The sequence below is a fragment of the Nocardia sp. CDC153 genome (genome assembly GCF_035818515.1).
GTDB lineage: Bacteria > Actinomycetota > Actinomycetes > Mycobacteriales > Mycobacteriaceae > Nocardia.
Genome location: NZ_JAYKYU010000001.1, coordinates 502,973 through 522,203 on the forward strand (window position 1 = coordinate 502,973; position 19,231 = coordinate 522,203).

18 protein-coding genes are annotated in these 19,231 nt (G+C 68.3%); 9 read left to right on the forward strand and 9 right to left on the reverse strand.

All coding sequences use genetic code 11. The annotated features are described in order from the left end of the window. Window positions 1-23 precede the first annotated feature (23 nt). Together VMT65_RS02200 and VMT65_RS02205 are read left to right on the forward strand one after the other, a co-directional pair. Window positions 24-1,847: a putative bifunctional diguanylate cyclase/phosphodiesterase gene (locus tag VMT65_RS02200; RefSeq protein WP_326307413.1), complete on the forward strand. Its 1,824-nt coding sequence runs from the start codon at window positions 24-26 to the stop codon at window positions 1,845-1,847. A 185-nt stretch (window positions 1,848-2,032) separates the two neighbouring features. Beyond that, window positions 2,033-2,911 (forward strand): SDR family oxidoreductase, encoded by an 879-nt coding sequence (locus VMT65_RS02205; RefSeq protein WP_326306210.1) that lies wholly within the window; start codon window positions 2,033-2,035, stop codon window positions 2,909-2,911. Window positions 2,912-2,952: 41 nt separating this feature from the next. Here the strand turns inward: VMT65_RS02205 and soxR are convergent, their stop codons facing one another. Further along, entirely contained in the window at window positions 2,953-3,465 is a 513-nt protein-coding gene (soxR, locus tag VMT65_RS02210) for a redox-sensitive transcriptional activator SoxR (RefSeq protein ID WP_326306211.1), read from the reverse strand. 75 nt (window positions 3,466-3,540) lie between these two features. Between soxR and arcA the strand changes: the two genes are divergently transcribed. Then, on the forward strand, window positions 3,541-4,767 hold the full coding sequence (arcA, locus tag VMT65_RS02215; protein WP_326306212.1) for an arginine deiminase: 1,227 nt from the start codon (window positions 3,541-3,543) through the stop codon (window positions 4,765-4,767). A gap of 7 nt (window positions 4,768-4,774) precedes the next feature. After that, the gene (locus tag VMT65_RS02220; protein WP_326306213.1) at window positions 4,775-5,143 is read left to right on the forward strand and encodes a GntR family transcriptional regulator; all 369 of its coding nucleotides are present in this window, start codon (window positions 4,775-4,777) and stop codon (window positions 5,141-5,143) included. Here VMT65_RS02220 and VMT65_RS02225 read toward each other — a convergent pair. Then, complete coding sequence (locus VMT65_RS02225) at window positions 5,140-6,747, reverse strand: dolichyl-phosphate-mannose--protein mannosyltransferase (protein WP_326306214.1); 1,608 nt, start codon at window positions 6,745-6,747, stop codon at window positions 5,140-5,142. The two genes, VMT65_RS02220 and VMT65_RS02225, sit on opposite strands and share 4 nt — an antisense overlap. A 107-nt stretch (window positions 6,748-6,854) precedes the next feature. Here VMT65_RS02225 and rsmI point away from each other — a divergent pair, with 107 nt between their 5' ends. Both rsmI and VMT65_RS02235 read left to right on the forward strand, forming a co-directional pair. Then, window positions 6,855-7,712: a 16S rRNA (cytidine(1402)-2'-O)-methyltransferase gene (gene rsmI / locus VMT65_RS02230; RefSeq protein ID WP_326306215.1), complete on the forward strand. Its 858-nt coding sequence runs from the start codon at window positions 6,855-6,857 to the stop codon at window positions 7,710-7,712. 47 nt (window positions 7,713-7,759) lie between these two features. Beyond that, the gene (locus VMT65_RS02235) at window positions 7,760-9,004 is read left to right on the forward strand and encodes a cytochrome P450 family protein (protein ID WP_326306216.1); all 1,245 of its coding nucleotides are present in this window, start codon (window positions 7,760-7,762) and stop codon (window positions 9,002-9,004) included. A 1-nt stretch (window position 9,005) separates the two neighbouring features. Here the strand turns inward: VMT65_RS02235 and VMT65_RS02240 are convergent, their stop codons facing one another. Continuing rightward, on the reverse strand, window positions 9,006-10,160 hold the full coding sequence (locus VMT65_RS02240) for an alpha/beta hydrolase fold domain-containing protein (RefSeq protein WP_326306217.1): 1,155 nt from the start codon (window positions 10,158-10,160) through the stop codon (window positions 9,006-9,008). Between the two features lie 98 nt (window positions 10,161-10,258). Here VMT65_RS02240 and VMT65_RS02245 point away from each other — a divergent pair, with 98 nt between their 5' ends. The 3 genes from VMT65_RS02245 to VMT65_RS02255 are packed head-to-tail and all read left to right on the forward strand — an operon-like array spanning window position 10,259 to window position 11,823. Continuing rightward, window positions 10,259-10,843 (forward strand): dihydrofolate reductase family protein, encoded by a 585-nt coding sequence (locus tag VMT65_RS02245; RefSeq protein ID WP_326306218.1) that lies wholly within the window; start codon window positions 10,259-10,261, stop codon window positions 10,841-10,843. After that, on the forward strand, window positions 10,840-10,977 hold the full coding sequence (locus VMT65_RS02250) for a hypothetical protein (protein WP_326306219.1): 138 nt from the start codon (window positions 10,840-10,842) through the stop codon (window positions 10,975-10,977). The genes VMT65_RS02245 and VMT65_RS02250 overlap by 4 nt, the downstream gene beginning before the upstream one ends. Window positions 10,978-11,013: 36 nt before the next feature. Next, window positions 11,014-11,823: an alpha/beta fold hydrolase gene (locus VMT65_RS02255; RefSeq protein WP_326306220.1), complete on the forward strand. Its 810-nt coding sequence runs from the start codon at window positions 11,014-11,016 to the stop codon at window positions 11,821-11,823. Here VMT65_RS02255 and VMT65_RS02260 read toward each other — a convergent pair. From VMT65_RS02260 to VMT65_RS02285, 6 genes are all read right to left on the reverse strand, one after another. After that, window positions 11,769-13,907, reverse strand: coding sequence for an MMPL family transporter (locus VMT65_RS02260; protein WP_326307414.1), 2,139 nt, complete (start codon window positions 13,905-13,907; stop codon window positions 11,769-11,771). The two genes, VMT65_RS02255 and VMT65_RS02260, sit on opposite strands and share 55 nt — an antisense overlap. A gap of 97 nt (window positions 13,908-14,004) precedes the next feature. Continuing rightward, complete coding sequence (locus VMT65_RS02265; RefSeq protein WP_326306221.1) at window positions 14,005-15,189, reverse strand: peptide synthetase; 1,185 nt, start codon at window positions 15,187-15,189, stop codon at window positions 14,005-14,007. A gap of 2 nt (window positions 15,190-15,191) precedes the next feature. After that, entirely contained in the window at window positions 15,192-16,232 is a 1,041-nt protein-coding gene (locus VMT65_RS02270; protein ID WP_326306222.1) for an SDR family NAD(P)-dependent oxidoreductase, read from the reverse strand. Next, window positions 16,229-16,498, reverse strand: coding sequence for a hypothetical protein (locus VMT65_RS02275; protein ID WP_326306223.1), 270 nt, complete (start codon window positions 16,496-16,498; stop codon window positions 16,229-16,231). The genes VMT65_RS02270 and VMT65_RS02275 overlap by 4 nt, the downstream gene beginning before the upstream one ends. Continuing rightward, entirely contained in the window at window positions 16,495-18,315 is a 1,821-nt protein-coding gene (locus tag VMT65_RS02280; RefSeq protein ID WP_326306224.1) for a fatty acid CoA ligase family protein, read from the reverse strand. Before VMT65_RS02280 ends, VMT65_RS02275 begins: the two co-directional genes overlap by 4 nt. After that, window positions 18,312-19,223: a hypothetical protein gene (locus VMT65_RS02285; protein ID WP_326306225.1), complete on the reverse strand. Its 912-nt coding sequence runs from the start codon at window positions 19,221-19,223 to the stop codon at window positions 18,312-18,314. The genes VMT65_RS02280 and VMT65_RS02285 overlap by 4 nt, the downstream gene beginning before the upstream one ends. Between the last annotated feature and the right edge of the window lie 8 nt (window positions 19,224-19,231).

Sequence of the window (19,231 nt, forward strand, 5' to 3'; positions counted from 1 at the left end):
TGACCCAGGTCGCCTCGGAGTTGATGGCGGTCGATGCCACCACCATGACGGCGGCCAGTGAACAGGTGCTGTCGTGGCTGGTGGAGCACTTCGACGTCGATTTCAGTTTTCTGCGCTTCACCGATCCCGTGCGCCGGGTGTCGGTGCTGGTCGCAGAGTGGCCGCGGCGGGTCGCCGACGGTGCGGACGACATGCTGCACATTGCCCATATCGATGACCCGGAGTCGGCCCTCGCGCAGCTGTCGCACACCACCGAACCGATTATCATCCGGCCAATTCCCGAATTCGCCAGCTATCAGAGTCTCATTCAGCAGGCCACCGGAATCGAATCGGTCTCCGTGGCTGCGGTGCCGCTGGTGTCGAGGGGCGAGCCCACCGGCGTTCTTGGTTTCATCAAGGCCGGCGACCGTGAGTGGAGCACGCGAGAACTCAATGTGCTCAAGGCGATTGCCGCGCTGTTCGCGCAATTGCAGGCGCGGGTCGAGGCCGAGGAGCGTTTGCGGTACATCGCCATGCACGATGACCTGACCGGGTTGGCGAACCGGCGGGCTCTGCTCGAGCATATGGAGGATCGACTCACACCAGGGAGTTCGGGACCGGTGGCGACGTTCTTCCTGGATCTCGATCGGCTCAAGGCGCTCAATGATTTCCTGGGGCATACGGCCGGAGACAACTTCATCCGTACGCTCGCTACGCGGTTGCGGGAGAATCTGGACCCTGCCGATGTCATCGCTCGTCTCGGTGGCGACGAGTTTGTGATCGTGCCTGCCAAGCCGATGGATGCTGCTGCGGCGGAGCGGGAGGCGAGTCGGATTCAGCAGCTCATTGCGCGGCGGGTGACCGTGGGGGAGGAGACGGTCAGTCGCGGGGCGAGTGTGGGTGTGGCGCTGGGGATTCCGGGGGAGACGACCGTGGCGGATGTGCTGCGGCGGGCGGATCATGCGCTGTTGAGTGCGAAGAGTAGTGGCGGGAATGGGGTTGCGGTTTTCACCGATGCCATGCGGGCGCAGTTCGAGTTGCAGGATGATGTCGAGCTGAATTTGCGTGGGGCCGTGTCGGATGGGTCGCTGCTGCTGCATTATCAGCCCGAGGTGGATTTGCGGACCGGGCGGGTGGTGGCGCTGGAAGCGCTTGTGCGGTGGCAACATCCGACGCGCGGGCTGTTACCGCCGGGGGCGTTCGTCGGGGTGGCGGAGGCGACGAATCTCGCGGGTGAGTTGGGGCGCTGGGTGATTCGGTCGGCGGCCGAGCAGTTCGCGAGTTGGCGGCGGCGGGGGCTGGCGTCGAATGTGGTTATTCGCATCAATGTGTCGCCGGTGCAGTTGGTGAGTCTCGATTTCGTGGAGACCATGGAGGGGATTCTGCGGCGGTACGGGATCGATGGGTCGTCGGTGTGCCTGGAGATCACCGAACACGTTGTGGTGCAGGATCTCGCGCGCACCCAGGTGACCTTGCGCGGGCTCAAGCGGATGGGTGTGCAGATCGCCATCGACGATTTCGGGACCGGGTACTCCTCGCTGTCGCATCTGAAGGCGCTGCCGGTGGACGCGGTGAAGATCGACCGGGGTTTCGTGCAGCGGCTGGGCGCCAGCGCCGATGATCTGGCGATCGTGAAATCCATTGTGGGCCTGGCGGGTTCGTTCGGGCTCGGGGTGGTCGGCGAGGGTGTGGAGACGACCGTGGCCGCGCGCACGCTGGTGGCGCTGGGTTGCTATCGCGCGCAGGGCTTCCTGATCGCCCGCCCGATGCCCGCCGAGGAGGTCGAGGAACATCTGGCGGCGGGTCGCATCGCGCTGGATCTGGACCTGCCGGGGACCAGTCGGTCGGTCCTGCCCGGGTCGAATTGAGCCGCGATCCGGCGACCGTCCGGGCACGACTCCCTAACGTTCCCGCACCCGGCGTGGAATACCGGCCCGGGACCCACTTGCCCAGGAAAATGGGGGCGTAACGGGTACTCACCCGACATGCGAACACTACTGTTCGCGTAGTAGCGTGCGGTCTGACAAGGCTGTCAATTTGAGGATGGTTCGGCGTGCGTAATCGTGGCCTGAGCGGCAAGAAGACCTTGATAACCGGCGCGGCGAGCGGCATCGGCCGGGCCACGGCGCTGGCCGCCGCCCGCAAGGGCGCGCGGCTGGTGCTCACCGACGTGAACGCCGACGGCCTGGACGCCACCGTCGAATCCATTCGCTCCGGCGGCGGCATCGTGGAGGTGGCCGCGGCCCTCGACATCAGCGACTACGACGCCGTCACCGCCTTCGCGGAGAAGGTGCACGACCAGATCGGCCCGCTCGACGTGGTCATGAACATCGCGGGCATCTCCACCTGGGGCACGGTGGAGAACCTCGAGCACCGCCATTGGAAGCGCATGGTGGACGTGAACCTCATGGGCCCGATCCACGTCATCGAGAATTTCATCCCGCCCATGATCGAGGCGAAAAACGGTGGCGCGCTGGTCAATGTCTCCTCCGCGGCCGGTCTGCTCGCCTTCCCGTGGCATGCCGCCTACAGCGCCAGCAAGTTCGGCCTGCGGGGCGTCTCGGAGGTCCTGCGCTTCGATCTGAAGCGCCACGACATCGACGTCCACCTGGTGGTTCCGGGCGCGGTCGACACCCCGCTGGTGCAGACCGTGGACATTGTCGGCGTGGATCGCGACGATCCGCGAATCCAGGCCTGGATCAAGCGTTTCCGCCGTCACGCCAAGTCGCCCGACGAGGTGGCCGAGACCATTCTGAAGGGCGTGGAGAAGGGCACCTACCTCATCCATACCCAGTTCGACATTCGCTTCGGCTACTGGTGGGCGCGCAAGTTCGCCTGGCCCTACGAGTTCGTCATGCGGCGCGCCAACGACCTGTTCACCACGTTCCTGCCCAGGGAGAAGGCGATTCCGGCCAACAGCACGCCGGAATGACGGTGGGGTCGGCCGGAATGCCGGAGGGCTGAACTCGGGGGCTAGGCGGGACCGCTGGCAGCGGGGGGACAGCTATTGGGCTTGGCGCAATTCTCGGCCGCGTGGGTATCGAGGACGCGCGCTCCCGGCCCTTCGTCGCCCAGGTGGTCGTGGGCATTGAAGATCTTGCAGACCCCCAGCGAGAGACAGCCGCACCCGATGCAGCCGGTCAGATTGTCGCGCAGCCGGATCAGCTGTTCGATGCGGTCGTCGAGGTCCTCGCGCCAGGTGGTGGACAGGGTTTCCCAGTCCCGGCGGGTGGGGTTGCGGCCGTCGGGCAGATTGTCGAGGGCGCGGCGGATTTCGGCGAGCGGAATGCCGACACGCTGTGAGATGCGGATGAAGGCCACCCGTCGCAAGGTTTCCCGGGGGTAGCGGCGTTGATTGCCGCTGGTTCGACGGGCTGTGATCAAGCCCTCACGTTCGTAGAAATGCAAGGCGGACACCGAAACTCCGGCTCGTTGCGCGAGCTGACCGGGGGTCAACTCCTTCGCCTGCCACGACGCGGTCTGCATACCTGAACATTACTCCAGGTTTTTCGCGGGTGCGAATTGCATGCCATCCGTGCCGAAGGGAACTACCGTCGTGTCATGGGAACAAAGGCCGCACCCACGGCGCGACCGTTTTCCGTGACCTCGGAGGTCGGCGCGCTGCGCACGGTGCTGTTGCACCGTCCTGGTGACGAGCTGCGCCGACTCACCCCGCGCAACAACGACCAGCTGCTCTTCGACGCCATTCCCTGGGTCGAGCGCGCGCAGCAGGAGCACGACATCTTCGCCGAGGTGTTGCGCGGTCGGGGGGTGGAGGTGTTGCTGCTGGCCGATGTGCTCACCGAGACCATCCAGGCCAGCGGGGCGGCACGGATACAGGGCATTTCGGGCGCGGTGGACGCGCGTCGACTAGGACACGTGCTGGCCGACGAACTCGCCGCGCACCTGAGACGGGTGCCCGCACCGGAGCTGGCGCAGATCCTCATGTCCGGCATGACATTCGACGAACTGCCCTTCGATCCGGACGCCACCTCGCTGGTGCGGCGCATGCACCACGGACACGACTTCGTCATCGACCCGCTCCCGAATCTGCTGTTCACCCGCGATTCCTCGTTCTGGATCGGCCCGCGCGTGGCCATCACCTCCCTGGCCCTGCCCGCCCGGGCCCGCGAAACCTCGCTCACCGACCTGATTTACGCCTTCCACCCCCGCTTCCTGGGCGTGCGGCGGGCCTACGAATCGCACCAGGCACCCATCGAGGGCGGCGATGTGCTGCTGCTCGCACCGGGTGTGGTCGCGGTCGGGGTGGGCGAGCGCACCACGGCCGCGGGCGCGGAAGCCTTGGCGCGCAGTCTTTTCGAGGACGATCTCGCTCACACCGTGCTCGTGGTGCCGATCGAGCAGACCCGTGCGACCATGCATCTGGACACCGTGTGCACCATGGTGGACGTCGACGCGGTGGTCATGTACCCGGCCATTCAGGATGAGCTGTGCGCCTTCACCATTCGCAAGGAGGAGGGCGGCGTGAGCATCTCCGGACCCGATCCCTTCCTGCGGGTGGCCGCGGAGGCCATGGGCATCGGCAAGTTGCGCGTGGTCGACACGGGTCTGGATGGCGTCACCGCAGAGCGGGAGCAATGGGACGACGGCAACAACACCCTCGCCCTGGCGCCCGGTGTCGTGGTGGCGTACGAACGCAATGAGAACACCAATGCGCGGCTCGAAGACGCCGGAATCGAGGTGCTGCGCATCCCCGGCTCCGAGTTGGGTTCCGGCCGTGGCGGTCCGCGCTGCCTGTCCTGCCCGCTGTCGCGTGACGAGGTGTGATGAAGCCATGCTGGACATCCCGGTCGACCACCACTCGACGGTCCCGCCGTACGAGCAGCTGCGCCAGGGCATCATCGCCCGGGTCCGCTCGGGCGAACTCGCCGCGGGAACCAAGATCCCCACGGTGCGGGCCCTGGCGGCGACGCTGAAGCTGGCTCCGAACACGGTGGCGCGCGCCTACCGTGAGCTGGAGCAGGACGGCGTCCTCGAAACCCGCGGTCGCCTCGGCTCTTTCATCGCCTCCTCCGGCGACCCGACCCGGGATCTGGCGGGCCGGGCGGCGACGGAGTACGTGGCGGTGATCCGCCGTCTCGGCCTGGACGACGACGCCGCGGTGCGCTACCTCCACGCGGCGCTCGGGGAAGTCAGCCTCTAACGCCAGCTGGGCAGCCACAGGTGGTCGTGCCAGCTGCCCGGGGTGATGGGCATGGCGGTGAGAATCGGCCACAGCCAAATGAAATTGGCTATGACCAGCGCCAGGTAGAGGCAGACCAGTAACAGCCCCAGGCCTTGTCGTTCGCTGGGCGGTGCGAAGTATTGCCAGCCCGGGGCCCCGGACAGCCGTCGCCCGCTGGGCGGCGCGTGGCCGAGGATGTCGCCGAGCACCAGCGCCATGCCCATGGCCAGGAACGGCGCGAGCGGGACGGCGTAGAAGAAGTACATCTGCCGGTCCAGGTCCAGGAACCAGGGCAGGATGCCCGCGCCGTAGCCGACCAGGACGGCGGCGTAGCGCCAGTCGCGGCGCACCGCGCTGCGCCAGATGGCCCAGGCCAGCATGGGGAAGCACAGCCACCACAGCGCCGGGGTGCCGATGGCCATGACGGCCTTCACGCAGGTGGCCTGGCCGCAGCCGGTCACATTGGTGTCGGCGTAGTAGTAGAGCATGGGCCGCAAGCCCATGAACCAGGTCCACGGTTTGGATTCCCACGGATGGTGATTGCCCGCGGAATTGGTGAGCTCCTTGTGGAAGGTGAGCACCTCGCCGCCGTAGTACCAGAGCCCGCGCAGCGCGCTCGGCACCCAGGAGAAGTCGCCGCCGCGCCCGACCTTCACCCCGACCGCGTACCGGTCGTAGCTGGTCTCGCTGGCGAACCAGCCCCAGAAGGAGGCCAGGTACACCAGGACCGGAATGACGCAGAGCGCGTAGACGGTCGGACCGAGGTCCCGGACCGCGAGGCCCGCCCACGGCCGCCGCACCCGGTAGCCGCGCCGCGCCGAAAGGTCGAAGGCCAGGGACAGCAGCGTGAATCCGATGATCCAGTACGCGCCGGACCATTTGGTGCCGCAGGCGAGTCCGAGCAGCACGCCCGCCCCGAACCGCCACCAGCGCACCCCGAAGCGCGGCCCGTATTCGGTGTCGTCGATCCGGCCCTCCGCGGCGACCAGGGCGATGCGCGCGCGGATATCGTCGCGATCCACCACGAGGCAGCCGAAAGCCGCGGTCACGAACAGCGCCTGGAAGATGTCGAGCATCCCGATTCGCGAGGACACGAAGGTGAGTCCGTCGCAGATCAGCAGGATCCCCGCGAAGGCCCCGATGAGCGTGGACCGGGTCATGCGCCGCACGATGCGAATCACCAACAGCACCAGCAGCGTTCCCGAGACCGCCGCGGTGAACCGCCAGCCCCACGGGGAGTATCCGAAGATCGCCTCCCCGATGGCGATCATCTGTTTACCGACCGGCGGGTGCACCACCAGCCCGTACCCGGGGTTGTCCTCCACCCCGCCGCCGGTCAGCACCTGCCACCCCTGCGGCGCGTAGTGCTTCTCGTCGAAGACGGGCGTGTGCAGATCGGTCGGATAGTTCAGCAGGACGAACCGGGTGATCGCGGTGATCGCCGTGAGGAACAGCGTGACCACCCACCCCCGAGCCCAATCCGTGGGCCCGAAATCGGGTGAGGGCAACAGCGGCGCGGGACTGGACAGCGCCGCCGTCTCCGCCCCCGCCGCCGCCGGTCGCACGTCGGTCACCTGGGTCACGCCCCCGATCGTAAGCGCTCCCCGCCCCCGAGTCCCGCCCCGGTGACCAGGCTGGGCGTAGATAGAGTCGAAGGCGCGCGTGCGGACCATCGACGAAGAGGAGCGGAATGACTGCGGACCCGACCGGTGGCCGACTGGTCTTGGCGGCGACGCCGATGGGGGATATCGGGGACGCCTCGCAGCGGTTGCGGGATGCGCTCGCGTCGGCGGATGTGGTGGCCGCGGAGGATACGCGGCGGACGCGGTCCTTGGCCAAGGCCCTCGATGTCGAGATCGCGGGGCGGGTCGTGAGTTTCTACGACCATGTGGAGACGGCGCGGATTCCGATGCTGCTCGAGGAGATTCAGCTCGGGAAGACGGTATTGCTGGTCACCGATGCCGGGATGCCGTCGGTGAGTGATCCGGGGTATCGGATGGTGGCGGCGTGTGTGGAGGCCGGGTTGCCGATCACGTGCCTGCCCGGGCCGTCCGCGGTGACCACGGCGCTGGCGCTGTCGGGGCTGCCGGTGGAGCGGTTCTGTTTCGACGGGTTTCCGCCGCGGAAGTCGGGGCAGCGCAAGGAGTGGCTGCGGACGCTGACCGCCGAACCGCGCGCGGTGGTGTTCTTCGAGGCACCGCATCGGCTGGCGGACTGTCTGGCCGACGCGGTCGAGGTGCTGGGGCCGAATCGGCGGGCGGCGGTGTGCCGGGAGCTCACCAAGACCTACGAGGAGGTCGTGCGCGGGACCCTGTCCGAGTTGGCGGGGTGGGCGGTCGAGGGGGCGCGCGGGGAGATCACCGTGGTTCTCGAAGGCGCGCAGCCGGTTTCGGCGGAGCCCGCCGACCTGGTCGGGCAGGTGGAGGCACTGATCTCCTCCGGGCTGCGGCTCAAGGACGCGTGCGCCGAGGTATCGGCGGCCACCGGGGCCTCGCGGCGCGAGCTGTACGACGCGGTGTTGGCGGCGCGTTCGGGCGACGGGGATTAGTTCTCGCACATGGTCGTTGGGCTCCGCGCGCTGTTAGAGTCCCGACCATGGTTCCTGAGACCGCCGTCACGGCAAGCGAATCGGCGATCTCGCCGTTCGAGTTGACCGAGGACTTCTACCAGCACCCCCACGCCGCCTATGACCGTCTGCGCGATCGTGGCCCGGCGCATTTCGTGCGTTTCCCGCACGGCGGAACCGGTTGGCTGATCACCGATTACGAGGCCGCCAAGGCCGCGTTCCTGGACCCGACCATCAGCAAGGCGCTCAAATCGCCGGGCGCGCGGGCCGCGCTGGCGGGTGACGGCGCGGGCGCGCAGGTGGCCAGCGCCATGTTCGGCGACATGATGGTCTTCTACGACCCGCCGGAGCACACCCGGCTGCGCACCCTGGTCAATCGCGCCTTCTCCAGCCGCGCGGTGCGCGAGCTGGCCCCGCGCATCACCGAGCTGGCCGACACCCTGCTCGCCGAACTGTCCGCGGACGCGACCGACGAGCTGGACCTGTTGGACCGCTACGCGTTTCCGCTGCCGATGCTGGTCATCTGCGAGCTGCTCGGCGTCCCCAACTCCGAGCGCGACAACTTCCGCGCCTGGTCGACCACGCTGGTTTCCAATGACGAGACCACCGAGGCCCGATCCGCCGCGGTCATGCAATTCGTCGGCTACATCGATCAGCTGATCCGGGCGAAGGCCGACGCACCGTCGGAAGACCTGCTGTCCGAACTCATTTCGGTCTCCGAGGATGGCGACCGGCTCTCCCACCGCGAGCTCATCAGCATGGTGTTCCTGCTGTTGGTCGCCGGATTCGAGACCACGGTCAACCTCATCTCCAATGCGGTCGCGATCCTGCTGAGCGACAAGGGCGTTCGCGAGAAGCTGGCCGCGGATCCGGATCGGGTGCCGGATTTCATCGAGGAGGTGCTGCGCTACGAGTCCCCCGCCAGCGAGGCCACCTTCCGCTACACCACCGCCCCGATCACCCTGGGCGGCGTCGAAATCCCGGCCGGGCAACGCATTCTGGTGTCGATGGCTGCCGCCGACCGCGACCCGGCCCGCTTCCCCGACCCGCACACCGTCGACCTGGACCGCGCCGACAAGAACCATCTGGCCTTCGGCCACGGCATCCACCGCTGCGTCGGCGCACCCCTGGCCCGCATGGAGGGCGGCATCGCGCTGGCCCGGCTGCTCGCGACCTACCCGGATCTGGAATTGGCCGCGCGGGCCGAATTGTCGTGGCGCAAGTCCCTGATCGTGCGCGGCCTGACCGGGCTACCGGTACGGCTGCGCCCCTGATTCACCCGAGTGGTCTCGGCTCCCGCAGAAACTCACCGATCTGCTTCACCGCATCGGCCGCTTCCGGGTGAAAGGACCAGTACAGCTGGAAGGCGTGGCTATCGACCTCGAAGCTGTCGTGTCGCACCGCGACCCCGGCGGACCTCAGCCGTTCCACCAGATCGTCGGTGCCCCGGCCCATTCCGTCGAAGGCAGCCGACTGCACCAGGGTGGGCGGCAGGCCGGTGAGATCGGCCGTCATGGCATTGGCCTCCGGATCGGTGGCCGGACGCTCACCCAGGTAGGCCGATTGGAAGCGCAGATGCAGCTCCACCTCCGCGGGCGCGGCCTCGGCCGGTGCGAAGAAATCGATGGCGGGACAGAGCAGTATCGCCGCGCGCGGCATCGGCAGACCGCATTCCCGCGCGTGCAGCAATACCGCGAGCATGAGCATGGCCCCGGTCGAATCACCGATCAGCACAATCTGTTCCGGAGGCTGACCGCAATCCAGTAGCCAGCGGTAGGCGGTGAACACGTCGTCGCGGGCCGCGGGGAAGGGGTGTTCGGGAGCGAGGCGAAATTCCGGCACCAGCACCCGGCTGCGTCCGGCCTCGGCCATCGCGCCCGCCATGCCGCGGAACCCGTAGGCGGAACCCATCATGAAACCGCCGCCGTGCGCGTAGATCGCGACGGTCTCCGACGCTTCGGCCGGGATCAGCTGGATTCCGGGCACGCCACCGGCGTTGACCGGCTCCAGTAGCACGCCCTCCGGCGTGGGGAACTGGGCGTGCATGGCTTCGAATGCCGACCGCATCGGTGCCAGCTCGCCATTGAAGGTCTCCTCGACCGGACTCCAGATCCGATCCATGCGCGCGGAGAGCTCCCCGCCCGCCGCCCGGGCCGCGGTCAGCGCGGCATCGAGGTCGGTGAGTACGTCGCGGGTGCGGTCCAGCAGTGCTGTCCCGGCCGCGGTCAGGCTCACGCTGCGGGTATTGCGCTCGAACAGGTCGCAGCCGACCAGCTTCTCGAAGGCTCGAATGGTCCGGCTGAGAGCGGGCTGGGTGACGTACAGCCGCTGTGCCGCCCGCCCGAAGTTCAATTCCTCGGCGACCGCGACGAAGGCGCGCAGATGTCGCAGCTCCACCCCTTCGGGGGTCTGAGGTAGCGGGTCGACCATGCGCCGAGTATGCGCCGCGGCCATTCATTCCGCAGCGGCATCGCTGTCTTGCGAACCCGGCAATTCCCCGGGCTTTCCACAACTGCGACCGTATTCACATGGGAAAAATCATTGCAGGACAGTACCTTTCATTGGACGGCGTGACCGAGAGCGGCTGGACCGGGCTGAGCCCGGCGATCTCGCCGATGGACCCGATCACCGCCCCGTATTTCAACGACGCGCAGGTCCAGCAGGCCGTCGGCGAGCTCATGGCCGGAAATGACGCCATGCTCCTGGGCCGCACCACCTACGAGAACCTGAAGGGCTTCTTCACCAGCCAGTCCGGCCCGTACTTCGACGCCGTCAACGCCATGCCCAAGTACGTCGTCTCCACCACCCTGGAGTCCTCGGACTGGACCAACACCACGGTGCTGCGCGACAACCTGGTCAAGGAGATGAGCGCCCTCAAGGACCGTCATCAGCAGATCGGCATCGGCGGCAGCGGCACCCTGGTGCGCTGGCTGATCGCCGAAAACCTCCTGGACGAACTGCAACTGCTGGTGTTCCCCCTCATCCTGGGCGGCCCCGGCGCCCGCTTCTACACCCCCGACCAGTCGCCCGCCGCCTTCACCCTCACCGACTGCCGCCCCCTCGACTGCGGGGTCGCGGTCCTGACCTACACCCGCCAGGCCGCGCAGGCATGACCCGCCGCAGCACCGCCAACGTCTACCTCTCGCTCGACGGCGTGGTGGAAGCGCCGGAGAACTGGCACTTTCCGTATCACGACGAGCCGACCGAGACTGCCCCTACGACTCACCGCCGCAACCACTTTCGGTAGCGGCATCCAATCCCTGACTTACACCAAGGACAACTGATGGAACCCGATAAAGGCTTCGTGGACTCCAAGGACGGCACTCGCATCGCCTATACCCGCTACGGATCGGGCCCGGCGGTCGTGCTGGTCGACGGTGGGCTCGCCGCCCAGGACTTCGGACCCAACAAGTCACTGGCCGAGGCGCTTTCGAGCCGCTACACCGTGTACACCTACGACCGGCGCGGCCGGGGCGGCAGCGGCGAGACGTTGCCGGTCGACGTGGAACGCGAATTCGAGGATCTCGACGCGGTGGCCGATCTGGCCGGTGAACCCGTGATGCTGTACGGCATTTCGTCGGGCGGCGCGCTGATCCTGGACTACCTGCGCAGTGGCCGCACGGCCCGCAAGGTCGCGCTCTACGAGGTGCCGTTCGTGGTCGACGACGGCACCCGGCCACCGGCCCCGGACGACTACGTCGAGCACATCCATTCCCTGCTGGCACAGGGGAAGAACGGCGAGGTGGTCAAGTACTTCATGCGGTACGGCGTGCGGCTGCCCGCGCTGCTGGTGGCCGCCTTCCCGCTCTTCCCGGGCTGGAGTCACCTGAAGACGGTCGCGCCGACCATCGTCTACGACCTCCAGTACGTGGAACAGTTCCAGCGGGGCCGCAAACTGCCCGCCGATCGCTGGACCGACCTCGGTGCGCCGGTCACCGTCATCGCCGGGAGCAAGAGCCCGGCGTGGATGCGCAATGCCAATGCCGCACTGGCCCAGGCGATTCCGGGTGCCACCCATAGGGTCCTGCCCGGCCAGACTCACCTGGTCAAGGCACCGGTCCTGGCGCCCGCGCTCATCGAGTTCTTCGGCTGATTCTTGTTCCGATTGCCCGGGGCCCACCAGTTGGCGGGCCCCATCAGCTTGACCAGGGCCGGAACCAGCAGCATGCGGACCAGGGTGGCGTCGATGACCAGGGCGATCACCATGCCCAGGCCGAGGAACCGCATGGGTGTCAGCGGGGACAGGGTGAACGCGCCGGTGATGAGTACGAGAAGCGTTGCGGCGGCGGTGATCACCCGGGCGGTCTGCACCGTGCCGACGCGGACGGATTCCTCGGTGTCGGCACCGGCATTGTGCGCCTCCACCATGCGGGAGAGCAGGAACACCTCGTAGTCGGTGGAGAGCCCGAAGACGACGGCGATGATGAGCACCATCATTCCGGCCGAGAGCGGGCCGACGCTGATGTGCAGCGCGCTCGCCAGGTGGCCCTGATCGAAGATCCAGGTCAGCACGCCGAAAGTGGCCGCCAGGCTCAGGAACGCCATGAGAACGGCCTTGAGCGGCAACACGATCGAGCGGAAGGCCGCCGCCAGCATGAGCAGGGTCACCGCCACCATGACCGCGATCATGAGCGGGAGCCGGTCCAGGACGGCCGCGATGCTGTCGACGGTCGAGGCGCTCTCGCCGCCGACCCGCAATTCGAGTCCGTCCAGGCGCAGGTCACGCAGATCACGCACGATGTCCTGGGCGCGTGGCGAGCGATCCGGGGCGGCCAGGGCGGCGTGAACGATGGTGGTGTTGTCCCTGGTGTCCAGGGCGGTGGCCTGGCGCACGCCGTGCCGAGCGCTGATTTCCCGCAGCGCGGTGCTGATGGCGGCCGGAGTCGGTGCGCTGCCGTCGGTTTCGCGGACGAGAATGGTCGCACCGCTGTTCGCGGCGGGGAAGTGCGCGCTCAATTCCTCGACGGCGACCCGGGTTTCGTTTCCGGCCGGCAGGGCCGTGTGATCGATGTCCCCGAGCCGGACGCCGCTCAGCGGTGCCGCCAACACCAGCAGAATCGCGCCGACCGCGATGGCGACCGTGCCGGGACGCCGCATGACCGCGGTGACCACCCGGCCCCAGAACCGTTGCGCCCGTAGCTCCGAGCGCTCGAACGCATCCGCTCGCCAGCTCCACTTGCCGATGCGATGGCCCAGCAGGGCGAGGATCGCCGGGAGCGCGGTCACGGACAGGGCCGCGGCCAAGCCCACGGCCGCGATGGCCCCGAACCCCAGCGAACGCAGCACCGACAGCGGGAAGACGAAGGTCCCCGCGAACGCGCACATGAGCAGCAGCGCCGAGAACATCACCGTGCGCCCGGCGGTCCGCAGGGTTCGGGACACCGCCTCCTCGACGGATCGGCCCTGCCCGAGTTCCTCCCGGAACCGGCCGACGATGAAAAGCCCGTAGTCGATGGCCAATCCGAGCCCCAGCAGCGACACCACGTTCATGGCGAACACGCTGACCTCGGTGATTCGCGCGATGATCCCCACCGCGCCGAGCGCGCCGACCACCGCCAGCGTCCCGATGAGCACCGGCAGCGAGGCGGCCACCACCCCACCGAACACCAGCACCAGGACGATGGCGGTCAGGGGGATCGAGATGGATTCGGCCAGTACGAGATCGTGCCGCGACTGATCGCTGATCGTGTCGGCGAGCGCGCTGTAGCCGGTCAGCTTCGTGTCCAGGCCCGGAACACGCAGTGCGGCCGCGATTTTGGGATACTCCGCGACCCGCTGATTGTCATTGCCCGCCGAGAAGACGACGGCCACGGCCTGCCGTCCGTCCGAGGACCGCAGGTAGTTCGCCCTCGGACTGTTCCAATAGCTTTCGACCGGCCGATCCAACAGTGCCGAATCGATCTTCCCGATCGCCGCCGTCACCCGCGGCCCGATATCGGCCAGCGACTGCCCTTCGGGCGCGGTGTAAATGGCGATCACATCCGGATTCTGCGGGCCCAGCCGCTCGGTGACCCAGGCATCCACCGACGCCGACTCACCCTTGGGCACAACGAATCCCGCCGAACTCACCCGCTGCTGCAGCCCCGCCGCGAACAGCCCGCACCCCAGCGCGAAAAGCACGGCCACCACGAGCACCGTCTTGGGTCGAGCCACGACGATCCCGGCCCATGCCGCGATGGGCCCGCGCGGCTCCACTGCGGGGGTCGTCTCTTCGGAATTCTCGACGATGGTCACGGTTGCGCTCCGATCGTTGTGTGCGCTGCGCGGTGGATGGTCAGCGAGCCGCGTCGGAATTCGTCGGCGTCAGTTCGGCTTCCAGCGTCCGGACAATCCGGGACAGGAGGGCGTCCAGGCGTTCCGGGATGCCGCGTCCGCTGCGGGCGGAGACGGTGAGTTCGGTGCGGCCGCCGCATTCGGTCAAGCCCAGCAGCAGCGGCATGGCGACGCTGTGCTGGGGCATCACCTTGATCGCGGTGGGGGTGAAGCCGGGCACCGCCAGCGCGTCCAGGTCGTAGCGACCCATGTGGGACACGGTGGCGGAGGCCAGATTCAGGCCGGTGCGCGCGCCGAGCACGTTCAGGGTGCGCAGCAGTCCGCGTCCGGCCGCCTGCGGCAGATATTTCAGGCCGCCATTGTCCATCTGGTTGAGCTCGCGGTTCTCCTTCAGGCCCGCGCGCTTGATCTCATTGAGCTGCCGCCAGTCCATCCCGGGCTTGACGTCCAGGAACAGCGGCAGCGCGAGATTGGCGGTGGAGCGCAGCTCCGGATCGTGCCGCCGGATATCGACCGGAATCATGATGCGCGACACCGGCCCGCCCTCCTCGGCCAACAGTGCCGCCACCCGCATGAGCGCGCCGGGTCCGGTCGCGTGAATGGTGCGGGTGCGCAACAGATGTCGATGCTCGCCGGGCATTTGGCGGCCGTGCCCCGTCGCCGCGCGGAAGCGCGGCAGCATGAGCGTCGGCCGCCCGGGCGCGCCGACCTTGCGCACCAGTTCGGCATCCGCGATCGGATCCGGCGCGCCCACCGGTTCCTCGCCGCGCAGCGCCCGCAGCACGTCGGTGGCCCACATGATCATGCCCATGCCGTCCATGACCCCGTGGAAGACCCGGAACACCAGCGTGGTCGGCGCCGCCGTCAACAGCAGCACCTCCACGGTGGAGTCCGGGGTCGGGCCGATCGGGCTGGTCAGCACCGGATCGGCCTCCAATGCCGGGTACTGCAGCGCGTGGTCGACCACCCGCACGCTCGGCGCGACACCGCTGTCCACCCAGTCCTTGCCGTCGCGGACCAGCCGCGCACCCGGATTCGCCTCGGCGGCGGTCTTGACCGCGCGCCGCAGCGCCTCCGCGTCGAGGGTGCCCGTGCCCTCCACCACCAACTGCATGAGGAACGGCGGAGCCAGATCCCGCATGGGGAAGTAGATGAGCTCGGTGGGCGAGATGGGACGGCGGAACATGGTTACAGCCCTTCGGTCAAAGTCACTACGCCGCCCTGGGTTTCGAGCCAGGCCAGGAAGTCCGTCAGGCCGTCGTCACGAGTGACGATCGGTCGGTACCCGAAATCCCTGGTGGCGGCGGAGGTGTCGTAGGTGGCGGTGCGGGTCATGAGCGCGACCACGTATCGCGACAGCGGCGGCGACCATCGGGTGGCCACGAACGGTATGCGCCACACGGTTTCGATGGCGGCCACCGCGGCGGCCAGCACCCGCGGATTCGGCTGCCGGGTGGGCTTCGCGTAGCCGAGGTCGGTGGCGACCTCGCCGAGGAAGCCCCACACGTCGGTCTGCTCGGCATCGGCGATGAAATACGCTTTGCCGCCGACATTCTCGGACCTCGCGGCGAGTACGCACGCCTCGACAATGTTCTCGACATGGCACAGCGAGGCCCGCACCTGCTTACCGTAGGACAGGTCCGGCAGCGTGCCGGCGGCCGCCCGGCTCAGCAGCCGCACGATCGGCCCGGAGCGGTCGCCCGCGCCCCAGATGGCCCGGGGGCGTAGCGCGCAGGCGCTGAAATCCGCTGTGTTCGAGGACAAGACGAACCGTTCGGCCGCCGCCTTCGTCTCCGAATAGAGGTTCAGGTAGCGGGTCGGGTACGGCACCGATTCGTCGACATTCACCTGATCGCCGCCATCGCGATCCATGAGTGCGCTGGGGCTGGAGATGAACACGAAACGTCCGGTGCCATTGCGCTTGGCCGCGCGCACCAGATTCTCGGTGGCCGTGACGTTCTCGGCCACGAACTGCGCCCGGGTGCCGCGGTCGTCCACCCGGGCCGCGCTGTGGAACACCACATCCACGCCCTTGGTGGCGCGCTCCAGCGACACCTGATCGGTGAGATCGCCGGTAATGATCTCGACCTGGTCGATCACCTCGGCGAGATCGCGCAGATTGCTGGTGGCGCGGGCCAGAATCGCCACCTCGTAGTCGCCGTCGCGGACCAGGCGACGCACCAACGCGCCGCCCAGGAATCCGGACGCTCCCGTGACCAGTGCCTTCACGCCGCCTCCTGAGTCTTCCACCAGGTGATTCCGAAAATCTGGGTCATGGCGGCCGTCTTCGCGACCGAATGTTCCGTGCCCGCGGTGGCCTTCAAGGCGGCCGGGATCTGCGCCGCGTGCACCACGATGCTGAGGAACGCGTCGATCCAGAACACCGCGCGCAGCAGCCGATTGGCCGGTGCGCGATCACCGGCCGCCAGCAGCAGACCCACGGCCAGATACAGCCAGCCCAACACCGGAATCGCCCGCAGCACAGTCACCTTCATCGTCGATCATCCTTTCCGAGCCGCTCCGCCGCCCAGACCGCGAGCTGTTCGCGGCCGATCTTGGCATTGTGTCGGATATCGACCGGGAACTTCGGATGGAACAGGAAGGTGGAAACCGGTGCGGTGACCTCGAATTCGGTCGCACGCTCCCGCAATTGCGTCGCGAGTTTGGTCGTGTCGACCCCGGACTCGGCCTCCACGCACAGCACCGGCAACTGCGTGCCGCGCGTGCCCACGCCGACCAGCGCGGTCCGCACCACGCCGGGCACGGTATTGAAGACCTGCTCCACCTGCACCGAGAACATGGGCCCGTCGGAGGTCTGCACACGCTGACTCTTGCGCCCGCAGAACCAGATTCGGCCCTCGTCATCGATCCAGGCCAGATCCCCGGTGCGATGCCAGACGACCTCGCCCTCGGGGATCTTGCCCGCCAGATTCGCCGACTCCGGCCAGTAGTAGCGGGTGCTCACATTCGGCCCCGACACCACGAGCTCACCGATGCCGCGCGTGCCCACCAGCTCGCCCTCCCGTGCCCGCGCCTGCGCCCAGGTCGGAATCGGGTCGTCGGTGATGGCGACCAGCCGTGCCCGCACACCCTCGGCGGGGCGTCCCACGCAGGTGCCGTCGCCGAGATGGGCGCGCTCCACCAAACCGTCGAGCAGTTCCCGCGATTCGATGGTGGACATGGGCAGCGCCTCGGTGGAGCCGTAGCCCGCGTACACCTCGGCGTCCTCGGCCAGCACCTGCCGCAGTCCGGCGATGCACCAGTCCGGGACGGGCGCGCCGCCGGAGTAGATGCTGTGCAGGGTCGGGATCGGGGTCCGATGCTTTTCCAGATGCCGCAGCAGCGGGATCAGGACGGCGGGGGAGGCGAACATGGTCTTCACCCCGAACCGGTTGATGGCGTCCACCACGTGCGCCGGTTCGGTCGAGCCGACCTTGCTCGGCACCAAAGGCGGTAGCACGCAACGTGATCCGAGCAGCATGTCGAGAATGCCGACCAGCGGCAGGGTGATCAGGGAGGTACCAGGCTCGACCCGGCCGCGTGCGGCGTGCACCTGCTCGACCATCGCGCTGAGATTCCCGTGGGTCATCTCCACGGCCTTGGCGGGCCCGGTGCTGCCGGTCGTGTACGCGATCAGCAGCGTCTCGTCGGCGGGCGCGGGCACCCGATCCTTGAGGGTGAACGCGTCGAAAGGCGCGCGGTGCTCGGTCTTTCGTGAATCCGCCAGGGTCGCCAACAGCTCGTCGAGCCGCGCGGCCACCTTGGCGCTGACCGGACCGGCCGCGTCCAGGCCGGTTCGGAGCCGGTTGCCGAGACGGCCCGATGTCACCGGCGTGCCCCAATCCCGCAGCCTCGGACCGCCCCAGAACCAGCGCGGGCCGACGGTGAGAGTCACCCGCACATCCCGGAAGTACTTGCCGAACAACACCCGTGCCGCGTGCGCCTGCGGAATGCCGATGAAGGCCTCGGCATTGGCGGCGCGCAGGCAGTTGAGCATCTTGCGCAGCCCCATGCCCGGATCGATGACGACCGGGATCGCACCGATCTTCAACAGCCCCAGCATGATCGCGTACAGCTCCGGGCTGGGCAGCACCAGCACGATGGTGCGGGTGCCGCGGCCCACGCCGGCGGCGGCCAGGTGCAGGCCGATGGTGTCGGACCACTCGTCGAGCTCACGGTAGGTGAGCTGGCGGTAGTCCGGCAGGCCGGAGGCGGTCTGCCCGGCGGGGTAGATCACCGCCTCACGGTCCGGATCGGCGGCCACGACCGCGCGGAAGCGGTCGATGGCCTGCCAATAGGTCGCGGTGGTCACGCCGCGGCTCCCGCGAGGGCCGGGAGCCGGTAGACCACGGCGGCGGCCGACGGGCCCGCGCCCGCCGCCACGAACAGCACGTCGCGGTAGGCCGCGAGCGAATCCGCCTCGGCCGCGGCGTGATACGCCAACGGCAGGGAGGCGGTGTGCGGGTCGCCCTGGGACAGGTCCGGGGTGAACACCGCCTCGGGGGCCAGGCCCAGCTCGGCGGCCAGCAGCGCCGGGAAATCGCCGCTGGGGGTGGAGGCGATGAGGGCAGTGGTGGCCTCGTCGATATCGCTGCCCGCCAGCGCGGTGCGTGCCGCGTCGACGGCCACCGCCAGCAGGCGCTGCAGGTAGTCCGGGTCGCGGTCGACGGTCATGAGCCCGCGACCGCGGTTGCCCATGGTCTCGATATCCACGTACGACTCCAGGCCCGGCGCGCCGTCCGCGGCCCTGGTGACCACCCGGCCGAACCCGTCGGGCTCGTCCGTCTGCTCCAGCAGCAGCGCGGCACCCGCTGTGGCATAGGGGAATTCGTCGTCCGCGGCCGACCGCGTCAGCGACGGGTGGGTGTCACCCGACACGATCAGCACGTGCTCGGCGGTCCCGGTGGTCAGCACCGCCTGCGCCACCTGCACCGCGTTGAGCACGCCCGTGCCCGCGTTCATCAGATCGAAGGAGAACGACCGCGGGTCCTCCTTCACGTAGTCCAGGCCGATGCCCGCGGCCTTCTGGATGAGCGCCGAGACGGCGGGCTCGACGGTATTGCTGTCGCGGAAGATGCCCGCGTTGATCATGACGCCGACCTGCCCGGGCTCGATGCCCGCGCTCGCCATGGCCCGCTTCGCGGCCCGGCCGCTGAGCTCGACGATGCTGAAAGTGTCGGTGTCCCGGCTGATTCCGGTGGATTTGATGCGCACGCCCATGTTCGAGA

Excerpts from the sequence above, each read along its gene's own strand:
- VMT65_RS02275 (WP_326306223.1), bottom strand. The coding sequence starts at position 16,498 with ATGAAGGTGACTGTGCTGCGGGCGATTCCGGTGTTGGGCTGGCTGTAT.
- VMT65_RS02255 (WP_326306220.1), top strand. The coding sequence starts at position 11,014 with ATGGAACCCGATAAAGGCTTCGTGGACTCCAAGGACGGCACTCGCATC.
- arcA (WP_326306212.1), top strand. The coding sequence starts at position 3,541 with ATGGGAACAAAGGCCGCACCCACGGCGCGACCGTTTTCCGTGACCTCG.
- VMT65_RS02240 (WP_326306217.1), bottom strand. The coding sequence starts at position 10,160 with ATGGTCGACCCGCTACCTCAGACCCCCGAAGGGGTGGAGCTGCGACAT.
- VMT65_RS02220 (WP_326306213.1), top strand. The coding sequence starts at position 4,775 with ATGCTGGACATCCCGGTCGACCACCACTCGACGGTCCCGCCGTACGAG.
- VMT65_RS02250 (WP_326306219.1), top strand. The coding sequence starts at position 10,840 with ATGACCCGCCGCAGCACCGCCAACGTCTACCTCTCGCTCGACGGCGTG.
- VMT65_RS02245 (WP_326306218.1), top strand. The coding sequence starts at position 10,259 with ATGGGAAAAATCATTGCAGGACAGTACCTTTCATTGGACGGCGTGACC.
- soxR (WP_326306211.1), bottom strand. The coding sequence starts at position 3,465 with ATGCAGACCGCGTCGTGGCAGGCGAAGGAGTTGACCCCCGGTCAGCTC.
- VMT65_RS02235 (WP_326306216.1), top strand. The coding sequence starts at position 7,760 with ATGGTTCCTGAGACCGCCGTCACGGCAAGCGAATCGGCGATCTCGCCG.
- VMT65_RS02265 (WP_326306221.1), bottom strand. The coding sequence starts at position 15,189 with ATGTTCCGCCGTCCCATCTCGCCCACCGAGCTCATCTACTTCCCCATG.
- VMT65_RS02285 (WP_326306225.1), bottom strand. The coding sequence starts at position 19,223 with ATGGGCGTGCGCATCAAATCCACCGGAATCAGCCGGGACACCGACACT.
- VMT65_RS02200 (WP_326307413.1), top strand. The coding sequence starts at position 24 with ATGGCGGTCGATGCCACCACCATGACGGCGGCCAGTGAACAGGTGCTG.
- rsmI (WP_326306215.1), top strand. The coding sequence starts at position 6,855 with ATGACTGCGGACCCGACCGGTGGCCGACTGGTCTTGGCGGCGACGCCG.